General features: G+C 69.6%; 17 protein-coding genes. 9 read left to right on the top strand and 8 right to left on the bottom strand.

Translation table 11 applies throughout. From position 1 onward, the window contains the following. Nucleotides 1-142: 142 nt before the first annotated feature. Entirely contained in the window at nucleotides 143-661 is a 519-nt protein-coding gene (locus V7060_RS00345) for an adenine phosphoribosyltransferase (RefSeq protein ID WP_334177287.1), read from the top strand. Between the two features lie 13 nt (nucleotides 662-674). Here the strand turns inward: V7060_RS00345 and V7060_RS00340 are convergent, their stop codons facing one another. Together V7060_RS00340 and V7060_RS00335 are read right to left on the bottom strand one after the other, a co-directional pair. Beyond that, the gene (locus tag V7060_RS00340) at nucleotides 675-881 is read right to left on the bottom strand and encodes a hypothetical protein (protein WP_334177286.1); all 207 of its coding nucleotides are present in this window, start codon (nucleotides 879-881) and stop codon (nucleotides 675-677) included. Between the two features lie 358 nt (nucleotides 882-1,239). After that, nucleotides 1,240-1,725: a transposase gene (locus V7060_RS00335; RefSeq protein ID WP_334177285.1), complete on the bottom strand. Its 486-nt coding sequence runs from the start codon at nucleotides 1,723-1,725 to the stop codon at nucleotides 1,240-1,242. A 246-nt stretch (nucleotides 1,726-1,971) separates the two neighbouring features. Between V7060_RS00335 and V7060_RS00330 the strand changes: the two genes are divergently transcribed. From V7060_RS00330 to V7060_RS00315, 4 genes are all read left to right on the top strand, one after another. Then, the gene (locus tag V7060_RS00330; RefSeq protein ID WP_334177284.1) at nucleotides 1,972-2,634 is read left to right on the top strand and encodes an ECF-type sigma factor; all 663 of its coding nucleotides are present in this window, start codon (nucleotides 1,972-1,974) and stop codon (nucleotides 2,632-2,634) included. A gap of 170 nt (nucleotides 2,635-2,804) precedes the next feature. Next, nucleotides 2,805-3,062, top strand: coding sequence for a hypothetical protein (locus tag V7060_RS00325; RefSeq protein WP_334177283.1), 258 nt, complete (start codon nucleotides 2,805-2,807; stop codon nucleotides 3,060-3,062). Between the two features lie 268 nt (nucleotides 3,063-3,330). Next, entirely contained in the window at nucleotides 3,331-3,753 is a 423-nt protein-coding gene (locus tag V7060_RS00320; RefSeq protein ID WP_334177282.1) for a hypothetical protein, read from the top strand. Between the two features lie 350 nt (nucleotides 3,754-4,103). Next, a complete protein-coding gene (locus V7060_RS00315; protein WP_334177281.1) occupies nucleotides 4,104-4,682 on the top strand; it encodes a mechanosensitive ion channel family protein in 579 nt (192 codons plus the stop codon). Nucleotides 4,683-4,698: 16 nt separating this feature from the next. Here the strand turns inward: V7060_RS00315 and V7060_RS00310 are convergent, their stop codons facing one another. After that, the gene (locus V7060_RS00310; RefSeq protein ID WP_334177280.1) at nucleotides 4,699-5,940 is read right to left on the bottom strand and encodes an MFS transporter; all 1,242 of its coding nucleotides are present in this window, start codon (nucleotides 5,938-5,940) and stop codon (nucleotides 4,699-4,701) included. Between the two features lie 61 nt (nucleotides 5,941-6,001). Next, nucleotides 6,002-7,291, bottom strand: coding sequence for a glycoside hydrolase family 2 TIM barrel-domain containing protein (locus V7060_RS00305; protein WP_334177279.1), 1,290 nt, complete (start codon nucleotides 7,289-7,291; stop codon nucleotides 6,002-6,004). A gap of 80 nt (nucleotides 7,292-7,371) precedes the next feature. Between V7060_RS00305 and V7060_RS00300 the strand changes: the two genes are divergently transcribed. Further along, nucleotides 7,372-7,758 (top strand): DUF6165 family protein, encoded by a 387-nt coding sequence (locus V7060_RS00300; RefSeq protein WP_334177278.1) that lies wholly within the window; start codon nucleotides 7,372-7,374, stop codon nucleotides 7,756-7,758. Nucleotides 7,759-7,863: 105 nt separating this feature from the next. Here V7060_RS00300 and V7060_RS00295 read toward each other — a convergent pair whose 3' ends face one another. Beyond that, on the bottom strand, nucleotides 7,864-8,064 hold the full coding sequence (locus V7060_RS00295) for a hypothetical protein (protein ID WP_334177277.1): 201 nt from the start codon (nucleotides 8,062-8,064) through the stop codon (nucleotides 7,864-7,866). Between the two features lie 406 nt (nucleotides 8,065-8,470). Here V7060_RS00295 and V7060_RS00290 point away from each other — a divergent pair, with 406 nt between their 5' ends. Both V7060_RS00290 and V7060_RS00285 read left to right on the top strand, forming a co-directional pair. Continuing rightward, complete coding sequence (locus tag V7060_RS00290) at nucleotides 8,471-11,290, top strand: serine/threonine-protein kinase (protein WP_334177276.1); 2,820 nt, start codon at nucleotides 8,471-8,473, stop codon at nucleotides 11,288-11,290. 106 nt (nucleotides 11,291-11,396) lie between these two features. Continuing rightward, on the top strand, nucleotides 11,397-12,206 hold the full coding sequence (locus tag V7060_RS00285; RefSeq protein WP_334177275.1) for a hypothetical protein: 810 nt from the start codon (nucleotides 11,397-11,399) through the stop codon (nucleotides 12,204-12,206). A 24-nt stretch (nucleotides 12,207-12,230) separates the two neighbouring features. Here the strand turns inward: V7060_RS00285 and V7060_RS00280 are convergent, their stop codons facing one another. Further along, the gene (locus V7060_RS00280; RefSeq protein ID WP_334177274.1) at nucleotides 12,231-13,688 is read right to left on the bottom strand and encodes a nucleotide sugar dehydrogenase; all 1,458 of its coding nucleotides are present in this window, start codon (nucleotides 13,686-13,688) and stop codon (nucleotides 12,231-12,233) included. Nucleotides 13,689-13,948: 260 nt separating this feature from the next. On the opposite strand from V7060_RS00280, the gene V7060_RS00275 reads away from it, so the two are divergent. Then, entirely contained in the window at nucleotides 13,949-16,681 is a 2,733-nt protein-coding gene (locus tag V7060_RS00275; protein ID WP_334177273.1) for a LuxR C-terminal-related transcriptional regulator, read from the top strand. A 28-nt stretch (nucleotides 16,682-16,709) separates the two neighbouring features. On the opposite strand, the gene V7060_RS00270 is transcribed toward V7060_RS00275, so the two are convergent. Further along, nucleotides 16,710-17,765, bottom strand: coding sequence for a DNA/RNA non-specific endonuclease (locus V7060_RS00270; protein ID WP_334177272.1), 1,056 nt, complete (start codon nucleotides 17,763-17,765; stop codon nucleotides 16,710-16,712). 133 nt (nucleotides 17,766-17,898) lie between these two features. Next, nucleotides 17,899-19,176 (bottom strand): glutamate carboxypeptidase, encoded by a 1,278-nt coding sequence (locus tag V7060_RS00265; RefSeq protein ID WP_334177271.1) that lies wholly within the window; start codon nucleotides 19,174-19,176, stop codon nucleotides 17,899-17,901. Nucleotides 19,177-19,206 lie beyond the last annotated feature (30 nt).

Here is a 19,206-nt window from a genome sequence, read left to right as displayed (position 1 = left end):
GAAAATGGAATGGCGAGGATAGTCCTGCGCGGCAGGGATGATTAGCTGCCCGTCGCGGGAGACTGCGTCCCGCGCGCACGACCCCGGCCTGGCTTCGACCACATGCGCTAGCATCGTCACCCCTTCCGCTTCCGAGCCGGTCATGCCCGCCTGGACCGACCTGATCCGCGACGTGCCCGATTTCCCGCAGCCCGGCATCCTGTTCAAGGACATCACGCCGGTGCTCGCCGACGCTGCCGCGTTCGCCGCTGCCGTCGAGGCCATGGCGATGCCGTGGCGCGACGAGGCCATCGACGCCGTGGTGGGCGTGGAAGCGCGCGGCTTCATCCTCGGCGCGGCGCTGGCGCGCGAACTGGAGGTGGGCTTCGTGCCGGTGCGCAAGCCCGGCAAGCTGCCGGCGCACACGCTGTCGCTCGACTACGGGCTGGAATACGGTCGCGACCGGCTCGAGATCCATGTCGATGCGGTGCCGGCCGGCGCGCGCGTCCTGGTGGTGGACGACGTGCTGGCCACCGGCGGCACCTTGAAGGCCGCCATCGAACTGGTCGAACGCCAGGGCGCCATTGTCATCGGTACAGGCGTACTGGTGGAACTCGGTTTCCTCGGTGCGCGTGCGGCGTGGCGCCACGCCGCACCGCTGCACGCCTCGGCACGTTACTGATACGCGCGCCGCGTCACTCGGCAACGCGGGTGACGTAGGCGCCCGTACCGACGATCTGGAACGTGTCGTTGTCGATGCGGCGCACGCGACTACCGTCTTCCAGTACATAGGCCGTTGCGGATGTGGCTTCGCCGTGCGTGGAATCCGCAGCATCGCGGTTCACCTGGATGCGGCAGCGGCGGCCGGAGGCATCCTCGGCAGTGAAGACATGCGTGGACATGTGAACTCCTGCATCAGGAACCGGGGTTCGAAGATAGACCAGGGCGCGTTAAGCCCCCGGCAGTGGTCCACTGGAGAACCGCGAGCATCGAAGGAGAAAAGAAGAGGGGGAGGCATTGCACCTCCCCCTCGGGCGCCTGAGCGCGATGCCGCCCATGTGTCGGGCATGGACGGCAAAGGGTTCGCTCCATGGGGATAGGAGCGGCCCACCTAGCCGCAGACGGGGGTACGCCCGCGGATAGAACAAGGCGAACGATATCCGTCGGCCGATGTGGCACGCCGGTGTGGATCGTCGTCGCACGTTCTTCGAAAACCTGCTTCTCCCCTATCGCACTGGCATGCATGCGACAGGACACGGATCACGAAGCGCGCATTGCCCGACTGAGGTGCTTGGTGTTGTTGCGATGCAGGTAGCGCTCGATCAGCGCATGCAGGTCCTGGGCGCGCTGGTCCTGCGGATCGAAACGGGCGAGCACCTGGTTCCAGTTGCCGTCCTGCGCCCAGCGGATGAAACGCACGTAGATGCCGTGCCATGAACCGAAATCGCGGGGGAGATCCGACCAGTAGGCACCGGTCTGCGCCACCCACAGCACGGCCTCGATGAAGCGTCGCGCGTTGCCGCCGTGACGCGCACGGGCACCGACACGGCCAGGCAGCGCATGCATCAGCAGCTTCCATTCTTCGGCGCTGAGCCGTTGCGTGATCGGCCACTGGCTGATCGCGCGCGGTCCCACGCCCTTTGGCAAGGTCCAGTGCGCCGGCAGAGCGACGGCCGCCTGCGGCTGGCCTTCGGTGGCCTCTTCGCCGTCCTTCCGCGAAACGTCTGCCGTATCCTCATGCGCCATGCGCTGCCCCTCCTGCCACCCGGTTGTTCCGCAGCGACGTCCCCGCCACACCGACTTTCCTCGAACTACGCATGACTTCCTCTTGTGGATCACTTTCCTGGGTACACCGTCGTCGTGCATTCCCTGCGCCCGCGACTCCCTTTTCGCGGGCACCGGATGGGCGAAGCGCGAGTTACGGCTTGCCTAACGGTCCCCGGCGGTTCATATATGTAGGGACGAGATCGTGATGGAAGGCACACTCCGGACATGACAAGTCAGCGAGACAGCGATGAGACGAGACCCGCGGCGACCGACCTGCCGGGTTCGCTCGACATCGACACGATTGCGCCGCCGGACCCGGACTCCGTCACCCAGTTGCTGGGGGAAGTGGAGAAGGGGCATACCGACGCATGGAACCGGATCTACGCGCTGCTGTACCGGGATCTCCACCAGATCGCCCGCTCGCAGATCCGCCAGCAGCGACGCGGGCACGTCCGCTCGCCGACGTCGCTGATCAGCGAAACCTGGCTGAAGTTGGCCAGCGCCGACTTCAGTGTCGAGAACCGCGCCCACCTGGTGGCACTGGTCGCGCGGGCGATGCGGTTCGTGCTGCTGGACGAGGTCCGGCGCGCTCTTGCGGAAAAGCGCGGCGACGGCATGGACCTGCTGCCGCTGGACGAGACCAACGAACCCGGGCAAAGCTCGCGGCTGGAGCAGTTGCTGATCCTCGACCAGGCGCTGAACGACCTGGCCAACCTGGATGCGCGGTTGGCACAGGTCGTGGAGATGCGTTACTTCGGCGGCCTCAGCGAACTGGAGATCGCCGGGGTGCTGAAGGTGACCGAACGCACCGTGCGCCGCGACTGGCGGAAGGCACGCGCATTCCTGTTCAGCCACCTTGGTGAAGGCGAACTGCCCGATCCGCTCTGAGCTACCGGCACCGCACGCCGGCGGAACGTCCGGATGCGCCTTCCCTTGGCGAATCCTCCTGTTGTGCAATGCCGCCCCGCCCCCTCCTCTTCCTCGCGCCCACGCTCTGCCTGCGTCGCCACGCAGGGAGGCGGGTTCGCCCGGTCCCTTCCCGTCAGGGCGGTCGGGTGATGCAGCACGCCAGGGCCGTCGCGATGTCGCTGTTCGATATCTACTCCGAGATGGCGGACGAGGACCAGGCCGTGGCCCTCGCATCCCTGAAGACGGTCGACCCGAGCGTCCATGACGCGCTGGTCCAGTTGCTGGTCACCGATGCCCTCGCCCATGTCCTCGATTCGCCGCCCTGGCACGGGCTGGCAACGCCGACCTTGTCCATGGACGAACTGGGCCGTGAAGACCCGGGTCCGACGGACGGAGCACTCCGCTGAAGCGCGGCGCCGGGGACCGGTCCGGCCGTGTTCCGACCACCACAGCCCAACCTTGACCTGCTGAACACCCTGTCGGCGCCTGGCCGCCGCTGCTGTGGCCACAGTCGCAGTCCGTATCACATTCATCACGGCACGCGGTCACTGTCCCGCGCACAAAGCGATGCGCAGGTGCGGATTTGGGACCGCGTTGGCAACCGCGACACGGGGGTCGCTCGCTAGCATGGAGGCGCGATGCCAACCTCGGTCCTCCCCCGCACAAGGAGTGCAGATGACGATCCATGACGCCGCCGCCTTCGCGGGCACCTGGCACCTGCTGCCCGAGCAATGCGACTACCAGCTCGGGCGTCCGCCGCGGAGTGGACACTACCGGCTCGACTGCGCCGAGGATGGCGCACTGTCGATCGCGTCCGAATGGTTCGGCAAGAACGGGAAGCGCCACCAGGCTGCGTTCGCCGGGCGGGCCGACGGCACGCCATACCCGTACCACAGCACTCCTCACGCGGACGCATTGAGCTTTGAATCGGTGTCGCCCACGTTGCTGCACTCGACCACCTGGCAAGACGGGCGCGAAGTGCAATGGTCGGAGCGCGAACTGGTCGATGCCGATACGTTGGTGATCCGCATGCGCGGCCACCTCAGCGACGGGCGCAGCTACACCAATGTGGGCGTGTTCCGCCGACGGGACAGCTGACAACGCGGACCGCCGGCGCATTCCCGCGCAGCGTCAGCCGTTGCGCAGGCGCTGCGTGCATTCCTGGCGATCGAATAGGCAGGAGCGCCGCGCATCGAAGCGCTTGTTCGCCGCTGGACTTCTTCATGGAACACCTGCGCCGCCATGGCGCTCGTGTCCTCGCCGCAGGACGGCGCATGCGTACGTCGCGACGACGCGACCGCCAGAAGCTGCATCAGGGAGGCGGACGGCAGTGGCCCGGTCACCAGATGCGCCGCTGCCGCGGTTGACCATCCGCGCCAACATCGCCACCCTTTCCGCATGAACCTGTCCTCCGCTGCCGCGCACCACGTCGCGCGGCCAGGCCACTGATGGCCTGGCCGCATCTTCCTCACTGGCTGCAGGAGTGGGCCGACATGGCCATTCCGGTGGCTCAGGCGCTTGCCATCCTGCTGGGTGCGTGGCTGGTGTTGCGGCTGCTGCGCATCGTGGTGCGGCGCATCTGCGATCACTACCGGTTGCCGGCGCAGGTGGCGGTCAGCGCGCGCCGGTTGCTGGGCGTGCTGGTCTACCTGTCGGCCTTCATGCTGGCGCTGGGCCGGCTGGGCGTGTCCGGCAGCGTGCTGTGGACTGCGCTGACGGGCTTCACCGCGGTGGCCGCCGTCGCGTTCTTCGCCGCATGGAGCGTGCTGTCCAACATCTTCTGCAGCGTGCTGATCCTGACCACGCGCCCGTTCCGCGTGCACGACCACATCGAGGTACTGGAGAACGGCGACAAGCCGGGACTGCGTGGTCGCGTGGTGGACATCAACCTGCTTTACACCACGCTGCTGGAAGACGATGCGCTGCGTGGCGACACCGTGCTGCAGATCCCCAACAGCCAGTTCTTCCAGCGCACGACGCGGCGCTGGCGCTCGGGTTGGCCGCCGGCGGCATCCGCGCCGGAATGAGGCATAGCCGTGCGGGTCAGCCCGCGGTATCGCAGGCAACGGCAGCCGATGGCGCCGCGGCGTGCAGCGTCCGTCGCGCCCACGCGTAGATCAGCAGGCCTGCCACCGCCATCGCGGCACCGACATAGCCGGTCGACGTCCAGCCGTAGCCGGCCGTGATCGCCATGCCGCCGAACCACGGGCCGAGCGCATTGGCGGTATTGAAGGCCGCATGGTGGGAGGCGGCGGCGAGCGTCTGCGCATCGCCGGCCACATCCATCAGGTGCGACTGCAGGATCGGGCCGAGTGCGCCCATCAGGCCGATCGCCACGGTGGCGAGCAGGATCGTCGGCAAGGCGTCCGCCAGCAGCGGGAACAGCAGCAGCGCCACCGTCGCCCACGCCAGCACCATCCATGCACCGCGCAACTGGAAACGGTCGGACAGCCAGCCGCCGATGAAGTTGCCGATCACGCCGCCCACGCCGAAGCCGGCCAGCCCCAGCGGAATCCAGGCCGGCGACACGCGCGTCACGTCCAGCATGGTCGGTGCCAGGTAGCTGAAGACCGAGAACATGCCGGCGAAGCCGATCGCGCCGATACCCAACGCCTGCCACACCGGCAGGCGGTTGAAGGCGCGCAGTTCGTCCAGCGGCTTCGGCTTGGGACCATCGATGCCGGTGGGCAACCAGATCGCCAGCAGCACGGCGGTGCTCAACGCGACCAGCGCGACCACCGCGAACACCCAGCGCCAGTCGATCATCTGACCCAGCCAGGTCGCCAGCGGATTGCCGATCAGGATCGCCAGCGTCAGGCCCAGCATCACCAGGCTGATCGCGCGCCCACGTTTGTTCGGCGGACTGATCGCCACCGCCGTCAGCGCAGCCACGCCGAAGTACGCGCCGTGCGGCAGCCCGGCGATGAAGCGGAACACCAGCAGGCTCTCGTAGGTCGGGCCGAGTGCGCTGGCCAGGTTGCCGAGCGCGTAGAACCCCATCAGCGCCAGCAGCAGCGTCTTGCGCTTCCAGCCGGCGCCGAGGATCGCCAGCAACGGCGCGCCGACCACCACGCCCAGCGCATACGCACTGATCAGGTGCCCGACCTGCGGCTCGGTCACGCCCAGCGACGCGACCATGTTCGGCATCAGGCCCATGCTGGCGAATTCGCTGGTACCGATGGCGAAGCCACCCAGCGTCAGGGCGAACAGGATCAGGCCGGCCTGGCGCCCGCTGAGCTGCCGGGCGACGGAAGGAAAGGAAACGGGGGGCGGCACGACATCCATGCGCCATTATGCTGCAGCGCAACAGCAGCGTCGACGCTGCCGGCGGAACGCAGTGGGTGGATCAGCGCGCCTCCACCCGGAACGGCAGGTTCGCGTATGCGGCATGGCCCTTGCCGTCGTGGACTTCCACGAACAACCGGTACGCGCCCGGCTCGACCGGCGCGGTGAACGCCAGGCCTCCCTTGCCGTCGTCCTCCATGACCAGCGCGACGTCGGGCGGCACGTCTTCGCGATCACCGCCGATGCTGGTGGCGGTGCTCTCGTGCAGGACGGTCCAGCGATAGCGAAGCGGATCGCCATCGGGATCGCGCGCCTCCACGTTCGCCGTGTACGGCTTGCCCGCCGCCAACGCGATGCTGTCGATCGCCAGCCTGCCATCCAGCCGCAACGGCTGGATCGACGGTGCGCGATTGGCGGGCCACGCGCCCGTCCACACGTATTGCATCGCATCGACGGCCGGCGTGCTTTCGCCGCCGGGCAGGAACAGGCCATACCAGGTCGGCGTACGCTCCTGCTTGTTGCCCCACAGGAACACGTACGAGCCCAGTCCTTGCTTCGTGTCCGCGGCAATGACCTGTTCGTAGCGTTGCTGCAGCAACGCCGCCTTGCGCGAGGCGTCATCCTCGATCGGCGCCTTCCAGGAGGTCAGCGGGCTTTCCCAGTGGCCGGTGGGACCCCATTCGGTGACGACATACGGCCCGGTCCAGCCGCTGGCCGCCAGTTTCTCCGGCAACGCACCGATGTCGCCGTACAGCTGGATGCCGATCAGGTCGAGCGACGGCGCGCGCGCATTCAACAGGTCGATCAGTTTTTTGTCGAAACCGGCGAGCGTGGTCATCACCGGGTGGGCCGGATCTTCCGCGTGGATCATGTCGACGATGTCGCCGACCGCATTCCATACCTTCGGATTGCTGTAGTGCAGGTTCAGTTCGTTGCCGACCACCCACATCAGCACGGCGGGATGATCCTTGTAGAGACCGACTTCCCGGCGGATGCGCTCCCGTTGCCGCTTCACTGCGGCGCGATCGTCGTAGTCGAAACCGTGGCGCTCGTTGCCCACCTCGATGCCCATCGCGACCTTCAGTCCGTTGCGCTGCGCGCGATCCAGCATCGTGCGGATCACCGCGCGGTCGGTGCCCGTGCTCCACGTGCGGAAGGAGTTGCCGCCGCGGGCAGCCAGTGCCTCCTGCCCATCGCCGCCCATGCCCGCGCCCTTCACGTGGAAGGGCTGGCCGTCGACCAGCATCACGTACGCCCCATCCTGTTGCACGATGCGGACCTGCGATGGCGCGGCCGCGGCCGACAGCGGCATCGCGAAGACGAGGAACAGCACGAACAGGCGCTGCAGCATGCGGACGTTCTCCGGTCATCAAGGACGGCGCATCATGCCATGCGCACCGCCGGTCGCCGCCCCGGCGCTAGAATGCCCGCATGAACACCATCCTGATCCCCGTTTCCATCGGCGAACTGGCCGACAAGCTCTCCATCCTCGAGATCAAGGCCGAGCGCATCGACGATGCCGGCAAGCGCGCGCATGTGCAGGTCGAACTGGATGGCCTGCGCACGCTGTGGGATCCGCTGGCCACCGGGCAGGACGAACTGGCGAGGCTGAAGCACGAGTTGCGTGCGATCAACGAACGCATGTGGGACGTACAGGACGCGCTGCGTGCGAAAGAAGCGGCGCAGGCGTTCGATGCCGAATTCATCACCCTCGCCCGCGCGGTCGCACAGCGCAACGGCGAACGCATCGCGGTGAAGAACACCATCAACCGCCTGGCCGGCTCGCGCTTCATCGAAGAAAAGCAGTACCAGGCCTGAGGCCACGCCACCCGGTCATCCGGGCAGCCCGTGCAGGGCTGCGGCGCACATGGGCGAACACGCACGCGCGGCGATCGGTACGGAACGGGGCGGACTCGAACGCGTTTACGCGGCGCCGTGGCGCTCGCGGATCACCTGCAGCCGCTCGCGGTAGTACAGCGCGTCGGCGGCGACCTTCGGCGGGTTGTCGGCCAGCCAGTCCAGTGCCTGCTGCAGCAACGCCGCCTTGTCGGCTTCAGGCGCTTCCATCGCGGTGTCCACGCGATTCAGCTGCAGGATGACCTCGTCGCGGGTCGTGTCGGCCATGGTGATGCTCCCGATGAGAAAGCTGCAGCCTAGGTTGCCGCGCGTCATCGCCGCGTCACGGTGGGCCGGATGCGATGGCCGCGCAGGTCAGCGCGAGCGTGGCCGCCTGCCGTCCCGCCACCGTGCCACCGGCAATGGCAGGCACGCCCGTGGCGTTGATCCCGGCAGGCACCCGGCAAGCACCCTGCCCTGAGTCCCCTCGTCCCTTGCGACGGGCGGCGGACCCACCCGACAGGCGCGCGTGTCCTGCGCGAACCCGATTGGCCGACGTCATATGACATTCCAGCACCGCGCTGCTGGTTCGTCCCAGGAGCCGCCCCGTGAACCATCCCTGCCCGTCCTGTCCACCCTCGGCTGGAAGCGGCAGCACGTGCATTCCGCTGACCCTGCGCAGCGGGACGCCGACATGAGCACCCCGGCGGCGCGCGCGCTGCACCTGTTCGACGAGTTCGTCACGCTGACGCCCGATGCGCGCACGGCGGCATTGGCCGTGCTCGCACGGGACGATCCGGGGACGCACGACACCCTGTCCCGCCTGCTCGCCTCGGATGCGACATTCGAGAGTGGCGCACCACCGGACCTGCCGCGCTTTCCGGATGCACGGCTGTTCGGCGGCAACCATGCGGCCACGGAAGACCGGTTGCTGGGCCGGCGCATGGGCACCGTGCACGAAGCGCAACGCGACGACGGCCAGTATCTGCAGCGCATCGCCCTGAAATGCATCCGCCATGAAATGGCATCGCCGCGGCTGGTGGAGGGGTTCCTGCGCGAGCGCGACGCGCTGGCCGCGCTCGACCATCCCGGCATCGCCGCGCTGCTCGATGGTGGCGTGGACAACGACGGCACGCCCTGGTTCGCGATGCGCTACGTGCAGGGGGCGCAGATCGACACCTGGTGCGACGAGCGCCGCGCGGACCTGCGGCAGCGCGTCGCGCTGCTCGTGCAGGTCTGCGACGCGCTGGCGTATGCGCACGACCATGACGTGCTGCACCAGGACATCAAGCCGTCGAACGTGATGGTCACCGATGACGGCCAGGCAAAACTGCTCGACTTCGGCCTGACCGCCTCGCTCACCTCGCCCGGCGGCGCGCCGCGGTTGGCGATGTCGCACGGCTACACCGCACCCGAGGCGCTGTCGGGCGAACGACCCCAGGCGACCGCCGATGTCTGGTCGCTCGGGCGTCTGATGTACTGCCTGCTGGCCGGCATGCTGCCGCGGACGCCTTCGTCGCTGCTGCTCGCCTTCAATCCGGATCCCGATGCGCCGGCGATGCCGATGTCGGGCCTGGCCTCGACCCTGCCGATGGACGCGGCGCGCGCGCGCGGTGTCCGCACGCCGGCGCAACTGGCGCGGCGGTTGTCCGGCGATCTCGATGCCATCGCATTGCGCGCAACCGCCACGCTGCCTGCGGACCGCTATGCCTCGGTGGCCGACCTGCGTGCCGACCTGCAGGCCTGGCTGCAGTCGGAGCCGGTACGGGCGCGCGGCGCCGGCGTCCTCTACCGCCTGCGCCGTGCCGCGGCACGGCACCGTCCGCTGGTCGTGGTGGCGGCGGTCTGCCTCGCGGTCCTGGTCGCAACCGGCGGTCTTGCGGCCTGGCACGGCCAGCGCATCGCACACGACGCCAACGAAGCCCAGGCACTGTCGGCCCTGTTCGAACAGACCCTGGGTGTCGCCACGCTGTCGGGACTCGGCGCCATGCCACCGTCGTCGCACCAGTTGCTGCAGGACGCCGAGCGCCGCATGCGGGCGATGGCGCTGGAAAAGGACCATCCCGACGTCGCCGGACGCGGGCTGGCCGTGCTGGCACGCAACTACATGGCCATCGGCGACTACGCCCGGGCCACGACGCTGGCGCGCGAAGCCGCTTCGCTGCAACGCAACGATCCCGCCCGCACGGCGGCCACGCTGGCGGCACTGCTGAACCTGCAAGGCCGGCCGGCCGACGCCGGACAGGTCGCGGGCGCGGCACTGGCCGCCGCAGACGATGACATGTCCATCCACGTACACCTGCAACTGCTGACCGAGCGGGCACGCAGCGAGTGGGACCAGGTGCAGCGCGTGGACGCGCAGCGCACGCTGGGGCAGGCGCTTGCCCTGGCCGAGCGCGCCGGCGACGCGACCGCGCAAGCGGAACTCCGGACGCTGCGCGGGCAATGGTCCATGCGGCAAGCGCACTTCGCCGAGGCGGATGCCGACCTGCAGGCGGCGATCGCGCTGTCCCGCGATCGCGCACCGCTGGTGGCCGACGGCGCGCGCTTCGTCGTCGCCCAGAACCGGATGGCGCTCGGCCACATGCAGGAGGGCCGCGCCCTGATCACGCAGGTGCTGGCCGACTACCGCCGCCAACTGGGCGATGCGCATCCGCTGGTCGGACGCGCGTGGCGCCTGCTGGCGCATGCCGACTGCGCGCTCGGTGCGCGGGAGGCCTGCCAGGAGAGCCTGGACCACGCCGAGGCCATCGTGCGCCGCGACTACGGCGAGCGGCACCCGGAGTACGCCGACCTGCTGCGCGTGCGGGCGCTGGCGTCGCTGTTCGATCCCGACAGCCGCGTCGATGGCACGGCGCTGCTGCGCCAGGCCGATGCGATCCTGCGCGCGGTCTACCCACCGGACCACGACGACGTGCAGCGGGTGGAATCGATGCTGGCGCGTCGCCTGCTCATTGTGCGGGCGCCGGACCCCGGGACGCGCCGGCAACACGTGGACGAAGCGATCCGCATGCTCGACACCACCCTTTCGCAAAGCCGCCGCAACCAGCTGCCGTTGTCGCCGCTGCACCGGATAACCCTGGCCGAGGCGCTGGCGGAACGCGACCAGCCTGGCGATATCGCGCGTGCACGCCGGCTGCTGGACGAGAACGCGCAGTTGCTGCACGCCTACGCACCGGACTTCATCTGGCGGTTCGCCAACCAGATACTCGATGCCCGCCTGGCCCTGCGCGTCGGCGACCTCGACCGCGCGGACGCGCAGTTGTCCCTCCTCGAAGCCACGTTGCCGCAACAGTCGGCATCGAACCAGCGGCCGGCATGGCTGCGGCAGGTCGCGGTGATGCGCGCCCGGCTCACCCTGCAGCGCGGCGACCGCCCGCAGGCACGCGCCGGCCTGGAACGGGCGCTTGCGCAGGCACGGGCCGCGCTCGGCCCCACGCATCCGGAGACCCGGGCGTTGCGTGCCACGCTGGCGACGCTCGACCGCACCGGCACCCTCGCATCCGACGACTGACCCGCCTGGCGACAGCGCGGCAGGTCAATTCACATGAACGGCCGCCAGCGTCCGGCTTCCACGCGCCAGCGCGAAAGGAAGGCATCCGATCTCCGAGCCTGCCTCCATGTGTGGTCATTGCGCCGAGCGCGCCGCGCTTGCCGACCGCGTGCTGTCGCTGAAGACGCGCGTGACGCACGCCCCCGATCCGCTGCTGCTGCCGATCCACCTGCAGGAAGCGCCGGACTGGCGCCAGCCGCACTGGCTGACGGCGGCCGGGCACGACCCGGTCGCCGCCCTGGTCGCGATGTGCCGCGCGTGGACGGACCACCTGACGGACGCACCCGGCGCGTCGCGGCACGATGCGTTCCCGCCCGGGCTAGATGCGCACCGCGACGCGTGGCGCGCGGCACAGGCCATGCCCGATGCCTGGGCATGGCTCGCCGACGACGACGCCCCCACGCTGCCCGATCCCCTGCCGCTGCAGGCCGCCTGCGAGGAACTGGACGCCTATCTCGCCGGCTGGCTCGGCGTGCGCGAGCCGAGCAGTCCCGCGTGGCACGACGCGATGCTGCACGAACGGCTGCCGCGCGTATCGGCCGCGCTGGACCTGGTGATACGCGCCGCGCCGGACGACGAACGCATCACCGCACTGGCCCTGTCCTCGCCCGGCGCCGCCTCGCCCTTCAGCGCGGTCGACCTGTGGCTACAGCGGCGTGCCGTGCAGGCCCTCGCCGGCCACCATGGCATCGGCGTCATCATCGGCCTGCTCGGCCACCTCCGCAGCGGCGCCGTGCTGGCCCTGGTGCTGCGCAACGACCTGGATGAAGACCGCCTGCGTGCCCTGCAAGCCGCCGTGCACGCGCAGCCGGACAACGGCACCGAAGGCGCCAGCGACCTGCGCACCGCCCTGGCGGCGCTCCTCTCCCAGGCGTGAGCATCGCGTGCGACGGCGACGCCGCTACAACGACATGTAGAACAGGTCTTCGCGCAACGTCGCCGGGTCCACCATCGACCGCAGGTCCACCAGCAGGCCCCGGCGCCGCAGCGACCCGTCGATCTGCTCGTGCAGCCGGTCCATGAACTCGGGATGCGGCACCGCCAGCACCAGCACGTCCAGGCCCTCCCAGCGGGTCTCGTCCTCCAGTTCGATGCCGTATTCGCTGCGGCTCTCGTACACGTCGGCGCGCGGATCGGCGATGCACGCGGTGATGCCGTAGATCGCCAGCGCCTGCGCCAGTTCGACCGTCCTGGAATCGCGGACGTCCGGCACGCCCTCCTTGAACGTGATGCCGAGGATGCCGACGCGCGCGCCGCGGATGCGTTTCTCCTGCACCGCCATCCTCAGCACGATCTGGCTGGCGATGTAGGCCGGCATGCTGTCGTTGATCCTGCGCGCGGCCAGGATCAGCTGCGGGCTGTAACCCAGGTGCTGCGCCTTGTCGGCCAGGTAGCACGGGTCCACGCCGATGCAATGCCCGCCGGCCAGGCCCGGCGTGAATGGCAGGAAATTCCACTTGCTGCCCGCTGCATGCAGGACGTCGTGCGTGCGGATCCCCAGCAGCCCGCAGATCTTCGCCATCTCGTTGACCAGGGCGATGTTGACGTCGCGCTGCGTGTTCTCGAGCGCCTTCGCCGCCTCGGCCACCTTGATGGAACGGGCGCGGAACACACCGGCACGGACGACCGTTCCGTACACGGCGGCGATCCGGTCCAGCGTCCTCTCGTCCTGCGCGGACACCAGCTTGACGATGGATTCGAAGCCGTGCGCCGCATCGCCGGGGTTGAGCCGTTCCGGGCTGTAGCCCAGGTGGAAGTCGATGCCGCAGCGCATGCCGCTGGCGCGCTCCAGCGCCGGACCGCAGACCTCTTCCGTCGCGCCCGGATACACGGTGGACTCGAACACCACCGTCGCGCCCGGCGACATCACCCCGCCGATCGTCGCGCATGCGCTTTCCAGCATGCCGACGTCGGGCTTGCCGCCCGGCGTCAGCGGTGTGGGTACCGCGACGATGAAGAAGTTGCTGTCGGACAGCGCGGCCGGATCGGCATGCAGCACCAGCCGGCTCTTCGCCAGCACGGGGACGGCGACTTCGTCCATGCAGTCGATGCCGTTGCGCAGCGTCGAGACGCGCGTTTCATCCACGTCGAAACCCACCGTGGGGAACTTGCCGGCCATCGCCACCGCGACACGCAGGCCGACATGGCCCAGGCCGACCACCGCGATGGCCACGTCGGCAAGCAGGTCGGCGGGCTGCGGATGCACATCGATGCCCGCGTGCGCGTGCACCGCGTCGTCCGCCGGCAGGCGTGCGTCCTCACTTGCATCGGATGGTGTGCGCGCGAACGCGTGGTCGTCCCGCATCACGGCCGGGCGCTCTGCGCCGGCACGGTATGTCGTCGTCTCGAGGCGTTCCATGGTGTCCTCTTTCCGCCTTGGGCGGGTATGGGTGCGTGAGCGCGAATCTGCGACGAGGTTGGCGAAAGATCACCGTCCGGATGGACGGTGATGCATGCCATCGCGCCCGTCCTGCCCCCTGCGAATGTGAACTCACACCAGACGAGCGGCAGACGCAGCCGGCGTAAAGTTCCTCAGTCGCCGTCGCGGTCTTCCGCCCGGGACGCGGCACGACCTCCGTGGCGGCGCACCGCCGGCACACGTTGCGAAGGGAGGACTCCATGGCGCCCACATCGCACATCCTGTCCACCAAGCTCTGTCCGCCCACGCGGCTCGAGGACGCCATCGACCGCCCGCGCCTGGTCCTTCCGCTGGTGAAGCGCCTGCCGAAGGTCACGCTCGTGGTCGCCGCCGCCGGCTTCGGCAAGACCACCCTCCTTGCGCAGTGCCACGCCAGGCTGCACACGCACGCCGTGTGGCTGTCGCTCGATCGCAACGACCAGGACCCGTTCATGCTGGTCCGCCACTTGATCGCCGGCTTCAATCGCGAGCGGCCGGTGATTTCGCAGTCGACCGAAGCGTTCGTCGAAGGGCGCGTGGCCACGCTCGACGTGGACGAGGTGACCATCCGGATCGCCAACGACCTGGACAAGCTGGACGCCGACCGCGTGCTGTTCCTCGACGACTACTACCTGGCCGAGACCCCGGGCATCAACGACCTGTTCCACCAGTTGATCGAACGCACGTCCACGCGCCTGCACGTGGTGATCACCAGCCGGGTGATGCCCGGCCTGCCCGTCGCCCGCTACCGCGCCGGCAACGCGTTGCGCGAACTGGGCATGCGCGACCTGACCTTCAATCGCACCGAGGCCGGCACGTTCCTCGAACAGACCCATGGCCTGCAACTCCCGCCGCGCGAACTGGGCCTGCTGCTCCGTCATACCGAGGGCTGGGGCGCCGGCCTGCAGCTGGCCAGCCTGTACCTCAAGGACAGCCACAACACGAAGGATGCGATCCACGGCCTGTCCGGCGATCTGTGCGGCATCGCGGACTACCTGGCCGCGGAAGTCGTGCGGCGACAGCCACCGGAGATCCAGCAGTTCCTGCTGCACTCCTCGATCCTGGACCGCCTGAATGCGGAGCTCTGCAACACGATGCTGGGTCGCGACGACACGCAGGCGATGATCGAGCGGATCGAGGCGCTGGGCCTGTTCCTGCTTCCGCTGGACGCCAGGCGCCGCTGGTACCGTTACCACCACCTGTTCCGCGATTTCCTGCGCATGCGGCTCAAGCACGAGCACCCCGGGGCGGTCACGGGCCTGTACCACCGCGCGAGTGCCTGGTTCGCCCAGGCCGGCCTGCAGGAAGAGGCCGTCAACATGGCGCTGGATACCGACGACTTCGACTACGCCGCCACGCTGGTCGAACAGTTCGCCATCGGCATGATCATGCAGGGCCATGTGCCGCAGGTCGCGCGCTGGATCCAGCGGTTCCCCGCCCGCGTGGTCGAACGCAGCCCGCGCCTGCCGCTGTACCAGTGCTGGGCCGCGGCGCACATGACGCAGGTACACCACGCCGACCTGCTGCTGCAGCAGGTGGAGAACGCCACCGAGGCGCTGTGCGGCGACTCGCACGAGGCACGCCGCCTGCTACAGGCCGAGATCCACACCCTGCGCACCATCGTCGTGCTGTTCGCCGACGACATCGATCGCGCCTACGCGATGGCGACGGTGCAGTTCCCCGATGCCCCGGAGTACCACTTCATGTCCGGCTGCATGAACAACGCGGCCGGACTGGCGGCCCTGGCGCGCGGGGAATTCGCCCAGGCGCTGGCGTTCGGCGCCGAGGCGAGGCGGATCCACGGCAAGGCGGGTTCTTCCTACGGCGTCTGCTACAGCCGCTGCGTCAGCGGCCTCACCCACCTGGCCCAGGGCAGGCTGTCGGCGGCGGGCGAGTGCCTGGCGCGCGCCATCGACGATGCCGTCGCCACCAGTGGCGAACGCTCCTTCAACGCCGCCATGCCGCGCGTGCTGATGGCCGTCCTGCACTACGAGCGCAATGCGCTGGAAACGGCCTGCGCCATCCTGGAGGACGACCTGCCGCTGGTGGACGAATGCGCTTACGTGGACATCCGCACCGGTGGCTTCCTGGCGATGGCCGGCATCCTCGGCGCCCGCGGACAGACGCGCACTGCCCTCGCCTACCTGGACCAGGCCATCACGATCAACGTCGAAGCCGCGTTCGAGCGCACCTGCGCGCTGGCGAACAGCGAGAGCATCCGCCTGCGCCTGGCCGCGGGCGACGTGGCCGGTGCGCGGCGGTTCGCCCGGCACACGGGCATCGACGACGACATCGTGTTGCCGGCCGCGTGGTCGCGCCCCGCCGGTCTGCGCGTGGTCAGCCAGTGCCGCCTGCTGATCGCGGAGGGCCGCGCCGACCAGGCGATCGCGCCGCTGCAGGCCCTCGCGGGGTTGGCCGACGCCGCGGACCGGCGCGCGCGCCAGATCCAGATCCTCTCGCTGCTGCTGGTGGCGTTCGTGCGGACCCACCAGCACGAGGCCGTGTCCGCCACCGTGCGGCGGATCCTGCAACTCGGCGCCGACGAAGGCTTCCTCCGCAGCATCCTCGACCAGGGCGACGCCGCCGGCGAAGCGTTCGTGGCATTCGCGCACGACCGCGCGCGCGTCGCGTCGCTGGCGGCGCTGGAAGCCGACTACCTGGCGCGCATCTGCGGCGCCGTGGCGGCGCAGCATTCGGTCGATGCCGCCACGCCCTTCAGCGCCAGCGCGGCCACGCCCATCGTCGTCAACGGCATCGCGGAAAGCCTGACCGACCGCGAGCTCAACGTGCTGCGCCTGCTCGCGCGGGGCGCGCCCAACACGCAGATCGGCGCCACGCTCTTCATTTCGGTCAACACCGTGCGCTGGCACGTGGCCAACATCCTCAGCAAGCTGCAGGTCGAGAACCGTACCCAGGCGGCCGCTGCCGCACGCGCGCTGCGGCTGGTGAAGTAAGGCGCGCCGGCGGCGATCCGGCGCACGCTCACTGGCAGGCGATCGGATGCACCGGCGCTTCCAGCCGCCGCTGTTCCGCCGCACTCAGCTGCGGCAGGAAGTCGAAGCCGGTCGCGTCCTCGATCGCATCGATGCTGGCGGCGAAATCGTCGAGCTGCGCATTCTCCGGCAACACCCCGTTCGGCATCACCGCCGCCCAGGCACGCAGTTCGTCGGCCGGTGTGCGGTAGACCAGGATCTTCCATGTATGCGTCGGGATCACCACGCCGTTGCCGATGGTATCGACCGTCACGTAGGCGACATCGCGCTCGGTATAGATCATCGGCCCGCTGATCACCCACTTCGTGCCGCGCACCGGACCGGTGGTGCGTGCGCATGCTTCCAGCCGCGCCCACTGGCCACGGTTCATCGCACGGTGTTGCGGCACCGCATTGGAGAGATAGAACGTGTCGACCATGCGCGACTCGCTGCTGGAATGCGCTTCGGCGGGCGCCATGTGGCCGATGTCGATGGGGAACAGGCCAGCGCGCGTGCGGTGCTGCGATGAGCCGGCGTAGTCGGCCGGCACCGCGCGCGCCAGCCGCAGCGCGGGATCGGCCTTGAACGACAGCGACCCGCGCTCGACGGTGTTGCGCAGCGATGCCGTCGTATAGGCCTCGCACACCCAGTACGGCGTCTTCAGGTCGGCGCTGTGCAGCAACGCGTAGCCGGCGCGCACCACGCGCTCGGTGGCGCCGAACGCCAGGCCGCGACGCGGCACCGGTTCGCCGAACGGGCACTGCGATGCGGTCGCGCCGGCCGGCGCGGCCATCGCCACGCGGGCGCTGTCCGGGGGCGGGGGCGGTGGCGATGCGTCGCCCGTCATCGCCGCCGTCTCCGACGCGTCGCCGGCCATCCCGGGGGCGGTGGCATCGGGGAAGTGCGGGCGCGACGGCGCATCGCGCGATACCCGGTTCTGCACCTGCCGCACCTCGGCGTCGGCATTGGATACCGACCGCACCGCGCCCCGCGTCGCACACCCGGCCACCGCCACGCTCAGCACCAGCAGCACGACGCGCGCACCGAGGGACGGTCGGGACGTCATCAGGGACCTCCGGGTGTGGTCGCGGGATGCGGCCCGTCATCTGCTGACACGCAGGCGCCCGCGCGTGCCGGCCACCGCTCACCCCGTGCCGCGACCGTCGCCGGCGCGCGCTTCAGCCCCGACGGGCGACGACTCAGCGCGGCGCGTGCGCGCGCTTGCCGAGTTCGATCAGCATCCGCGAGGCCAGGTAGAGACGCGGCGGAATCGAGTCGATTTCGATGTACTCGCGGTGTGCGTGGTAGCCCCAGCCGGCCAGGCCCAACCCTTCCAGCACCGCGGCATGGCCGGACCGTCCGGCGAAGCCGGCATCGGTGCCGCCGTTGGTGGTCGGATGCATCAACAGCCGGCGGCCATCGAGTTCGGCGTAGATGTCGCGCGCCAGGTCGGCGAGTGCCTGGCCGCGCTCGCCCGCCACGTAGATCGGGCGCAGCGGCTCCAGCGTCACCCGCGTGGTGGTATCCGGAACCAGCCCGGCTTCCTGCACCTTCGCCTCCAGCGCCGCGCGCAGGTTGTCGTTGGCGTCGGCCTGCATCACGCGCACATCGCCGCCGGCCTCGGCACGCGCAGGGATCTGGTTGCGCACGCTGCCCGCGCTGGCGGTGGTCCAGTTGAGCTGCGCGCCCGGCACGCCGGCCGCGACGTCCTTCGTCTGGACGATGCGATGGGCCAGTTCCACCAGCGCGTTGCGGCCCTGCTCCGGCGCGGCGCCCGCGTGCGAGGACACGCCATCGACCACCATCGTCACCTGCGAGGTGCCCGCCGCACTCAGCAGCACGCCCTCGTGTTCGATCACCGCCTTGGCCGGCGACGGTTCGAACGACAGCACCACGTCGTGCTGCGCGGCCAGCGTGGCGATGGTCTCGCCGGAGCCGGGCGAACCGATCTCCTCGTCCGGGTTGAACAGCACGGTGACCGTGGCGTAGTCGTTCCAGCCGCGCGCCTTCAGCAGCGCCAGCGCATGCAGGATCACCGCGATGCCGCCCTTGTCGTCGGCGATGCCGGGGCCGTACAGCAGGTTGCCGTCCTGCTTGTACGGCTCGGTGGCGAGGATGCCGCGGTCGTACACCGTGTCGGCGTGCGCGATCAGCATGACCTTCGCCGCGCCGGTGCCGGTGAACGTGCCGCGCACCAGGTCCGGACCGCCGGTGGCCGAGGCGACACGTTCCACCTTGGCGCCGAGCGCCTGCAGCCGCGTGTCGAGGTAGCCCATCAACGTCGCGACGCCTTCGTGGTCGGTCGAACCCGATTCCACCGTCACCAGGTCGCGCAGCGTGGCGATCACCGCCGGCTGCTCCGCCGTGGCCGCCTGCCGCAGCGCTGCATCGGCCGCGGCCGCCTGCGCCTGCGCGCCTGCACCGACGGTTCCCATCACCACCACGGCTGTGTACAGCGCGGCTCGTGCGATACCCATGGCGTCACTCCTGTGTGGCCGCAGCGGCGG

The sequence above is a fragment of the Pseudoxanthomonas sp. genome, assembly GCF_036845285.1.
Taxonomy (GTDB): domain Bacteria; phylum Pseudomonadota; class Gammaproteobacteria; order Xanthomonadales; family Xanthomonadaceae; genus Pseudoxanthomonas_A.
The sequence above is the reverse complement of the archived record's forward strand: the minus strand, read 5'-3'. Positions and strand labels throughout refer to the sequence as shown.

Bases quoted from the DNA above. Each gene is read 5' to 3' on its own strand.
- V7060_RS00295 (WP_334177277.1), bottom strand. From the start codon at position 8,064: ATGGCCGACACGACCCGCGACGAGGTCATCCTGCAGCTGAATCGCGTG.
- V7060_RS00315 (WP_334177281.1), top strand. From the start codon at position 4,104: ATGGCCTGGCCGCATCTTCCTCACTGGCTGCAGGAGTGGGCCGACATG.
- V7060_RS00300 (WP_334177278.1), top strand. From the start codon at position 7,372: ATGAACACCATCCTGATCCCCGTTTCCATCGGCGAACTGGCCGACAAG.
- V7060_RS00280 (WP_334177274.1), bottom strand. From the start codon at position 13,688: ATGGAACGCCTCGAGACGACGACATACCGTGCCGGCGCAGAGCGCCCG.
- V7060_RS00305 (WP_334177279.1), bottom strand. From the start codon at position 7,291: ATGCTGCAGCGCCTGTTCGTGCTGTTCCTCGTCTTCGCGATGCCGCTG.
- V7060_RS00275 (WP_334177273.1), top strand. From the start codon at position 13,949: ATGGCGCCCACATCGCACATCCTGTCCACCAAGCTCTGTCCGCCCACG.
- V7060_RS00285 (WP_334177275.1), top strand. From the start codon at position 11,397: ATGTGTGGTCATTGCGCCGAGCGCGCCGCGCTTGCCGACCGCGTGCTG.
- V7060_RS00345 (WP_334177287.1), top strand. From the start codon at position 143: ATGCCCGCCTGGACCGACCTGATCCGCGACGTGCCCGATTTCCCGCAG.
- V7060_RS00290 (WP_334177276.1), top strand. From the start codon at position 8,471: ATGAGCACCCCGGCGGCGCGCGCGCTGCACCTGTTCGACGAGTTCGTC.
- V7060_RS00325 (WP_334177283.1), top strand. From the start codon at position 2,805: ATGCAGCACGCCAGGGCCGTCGCGATGTCGCTGTTCGATATCTACTCC.
- V7060_RS00270 (WP_334177272.1), bottom strand. From the start codon at position 17,765: ATGACGTCCCGACCGTCCCTCGGTGCGCGCGTCGTGCTGCTGGTGCTG.
- V7060_RS00320 (WP_334177282.1), top strand. From the start codon at position 3,331: ATGACGATCCATGACGCCGCCGCCTTCGCGGGCACCTGGCACCTGCTG.
- V7060_RS00340 (WP_334177286.1), bottom strand. From the start codon at position 881: ATGTCCACGCATGTCTTCACTGCCGAGGATGCCTCCGGCCGCCGCTGC.
- V7060_RS00310 (WP_334177280.1), bottom strand. From the start codon at position 5,940: ATGGATGTCGTGCCGCCCCCCGTTTCCTTTCCTTCCGTCGCCCGGCAG.
- V7060_RS00265 (WP_334177271.1), bottom strand. From the start codon at position 19,176: ATGGGTATCGCACGAGCCGCGCTGTACACAGCCGTGGTGGTGATGGGA.
- V7060_RS00330 (WP_334177284.1), top strand. From the start codon at position 1,972: ATGACAAGTCAGCGAGACAGCGATGAGACGAGACCCGCGGCGACCGAC.
- V7060_RS00335 (WP_334177285.1), bottom strand. From the start codon at position 1,725: ATGGCGCATGAGGATACGGCAGACGTTTCGCGGAAGGACGGCGAAGAG.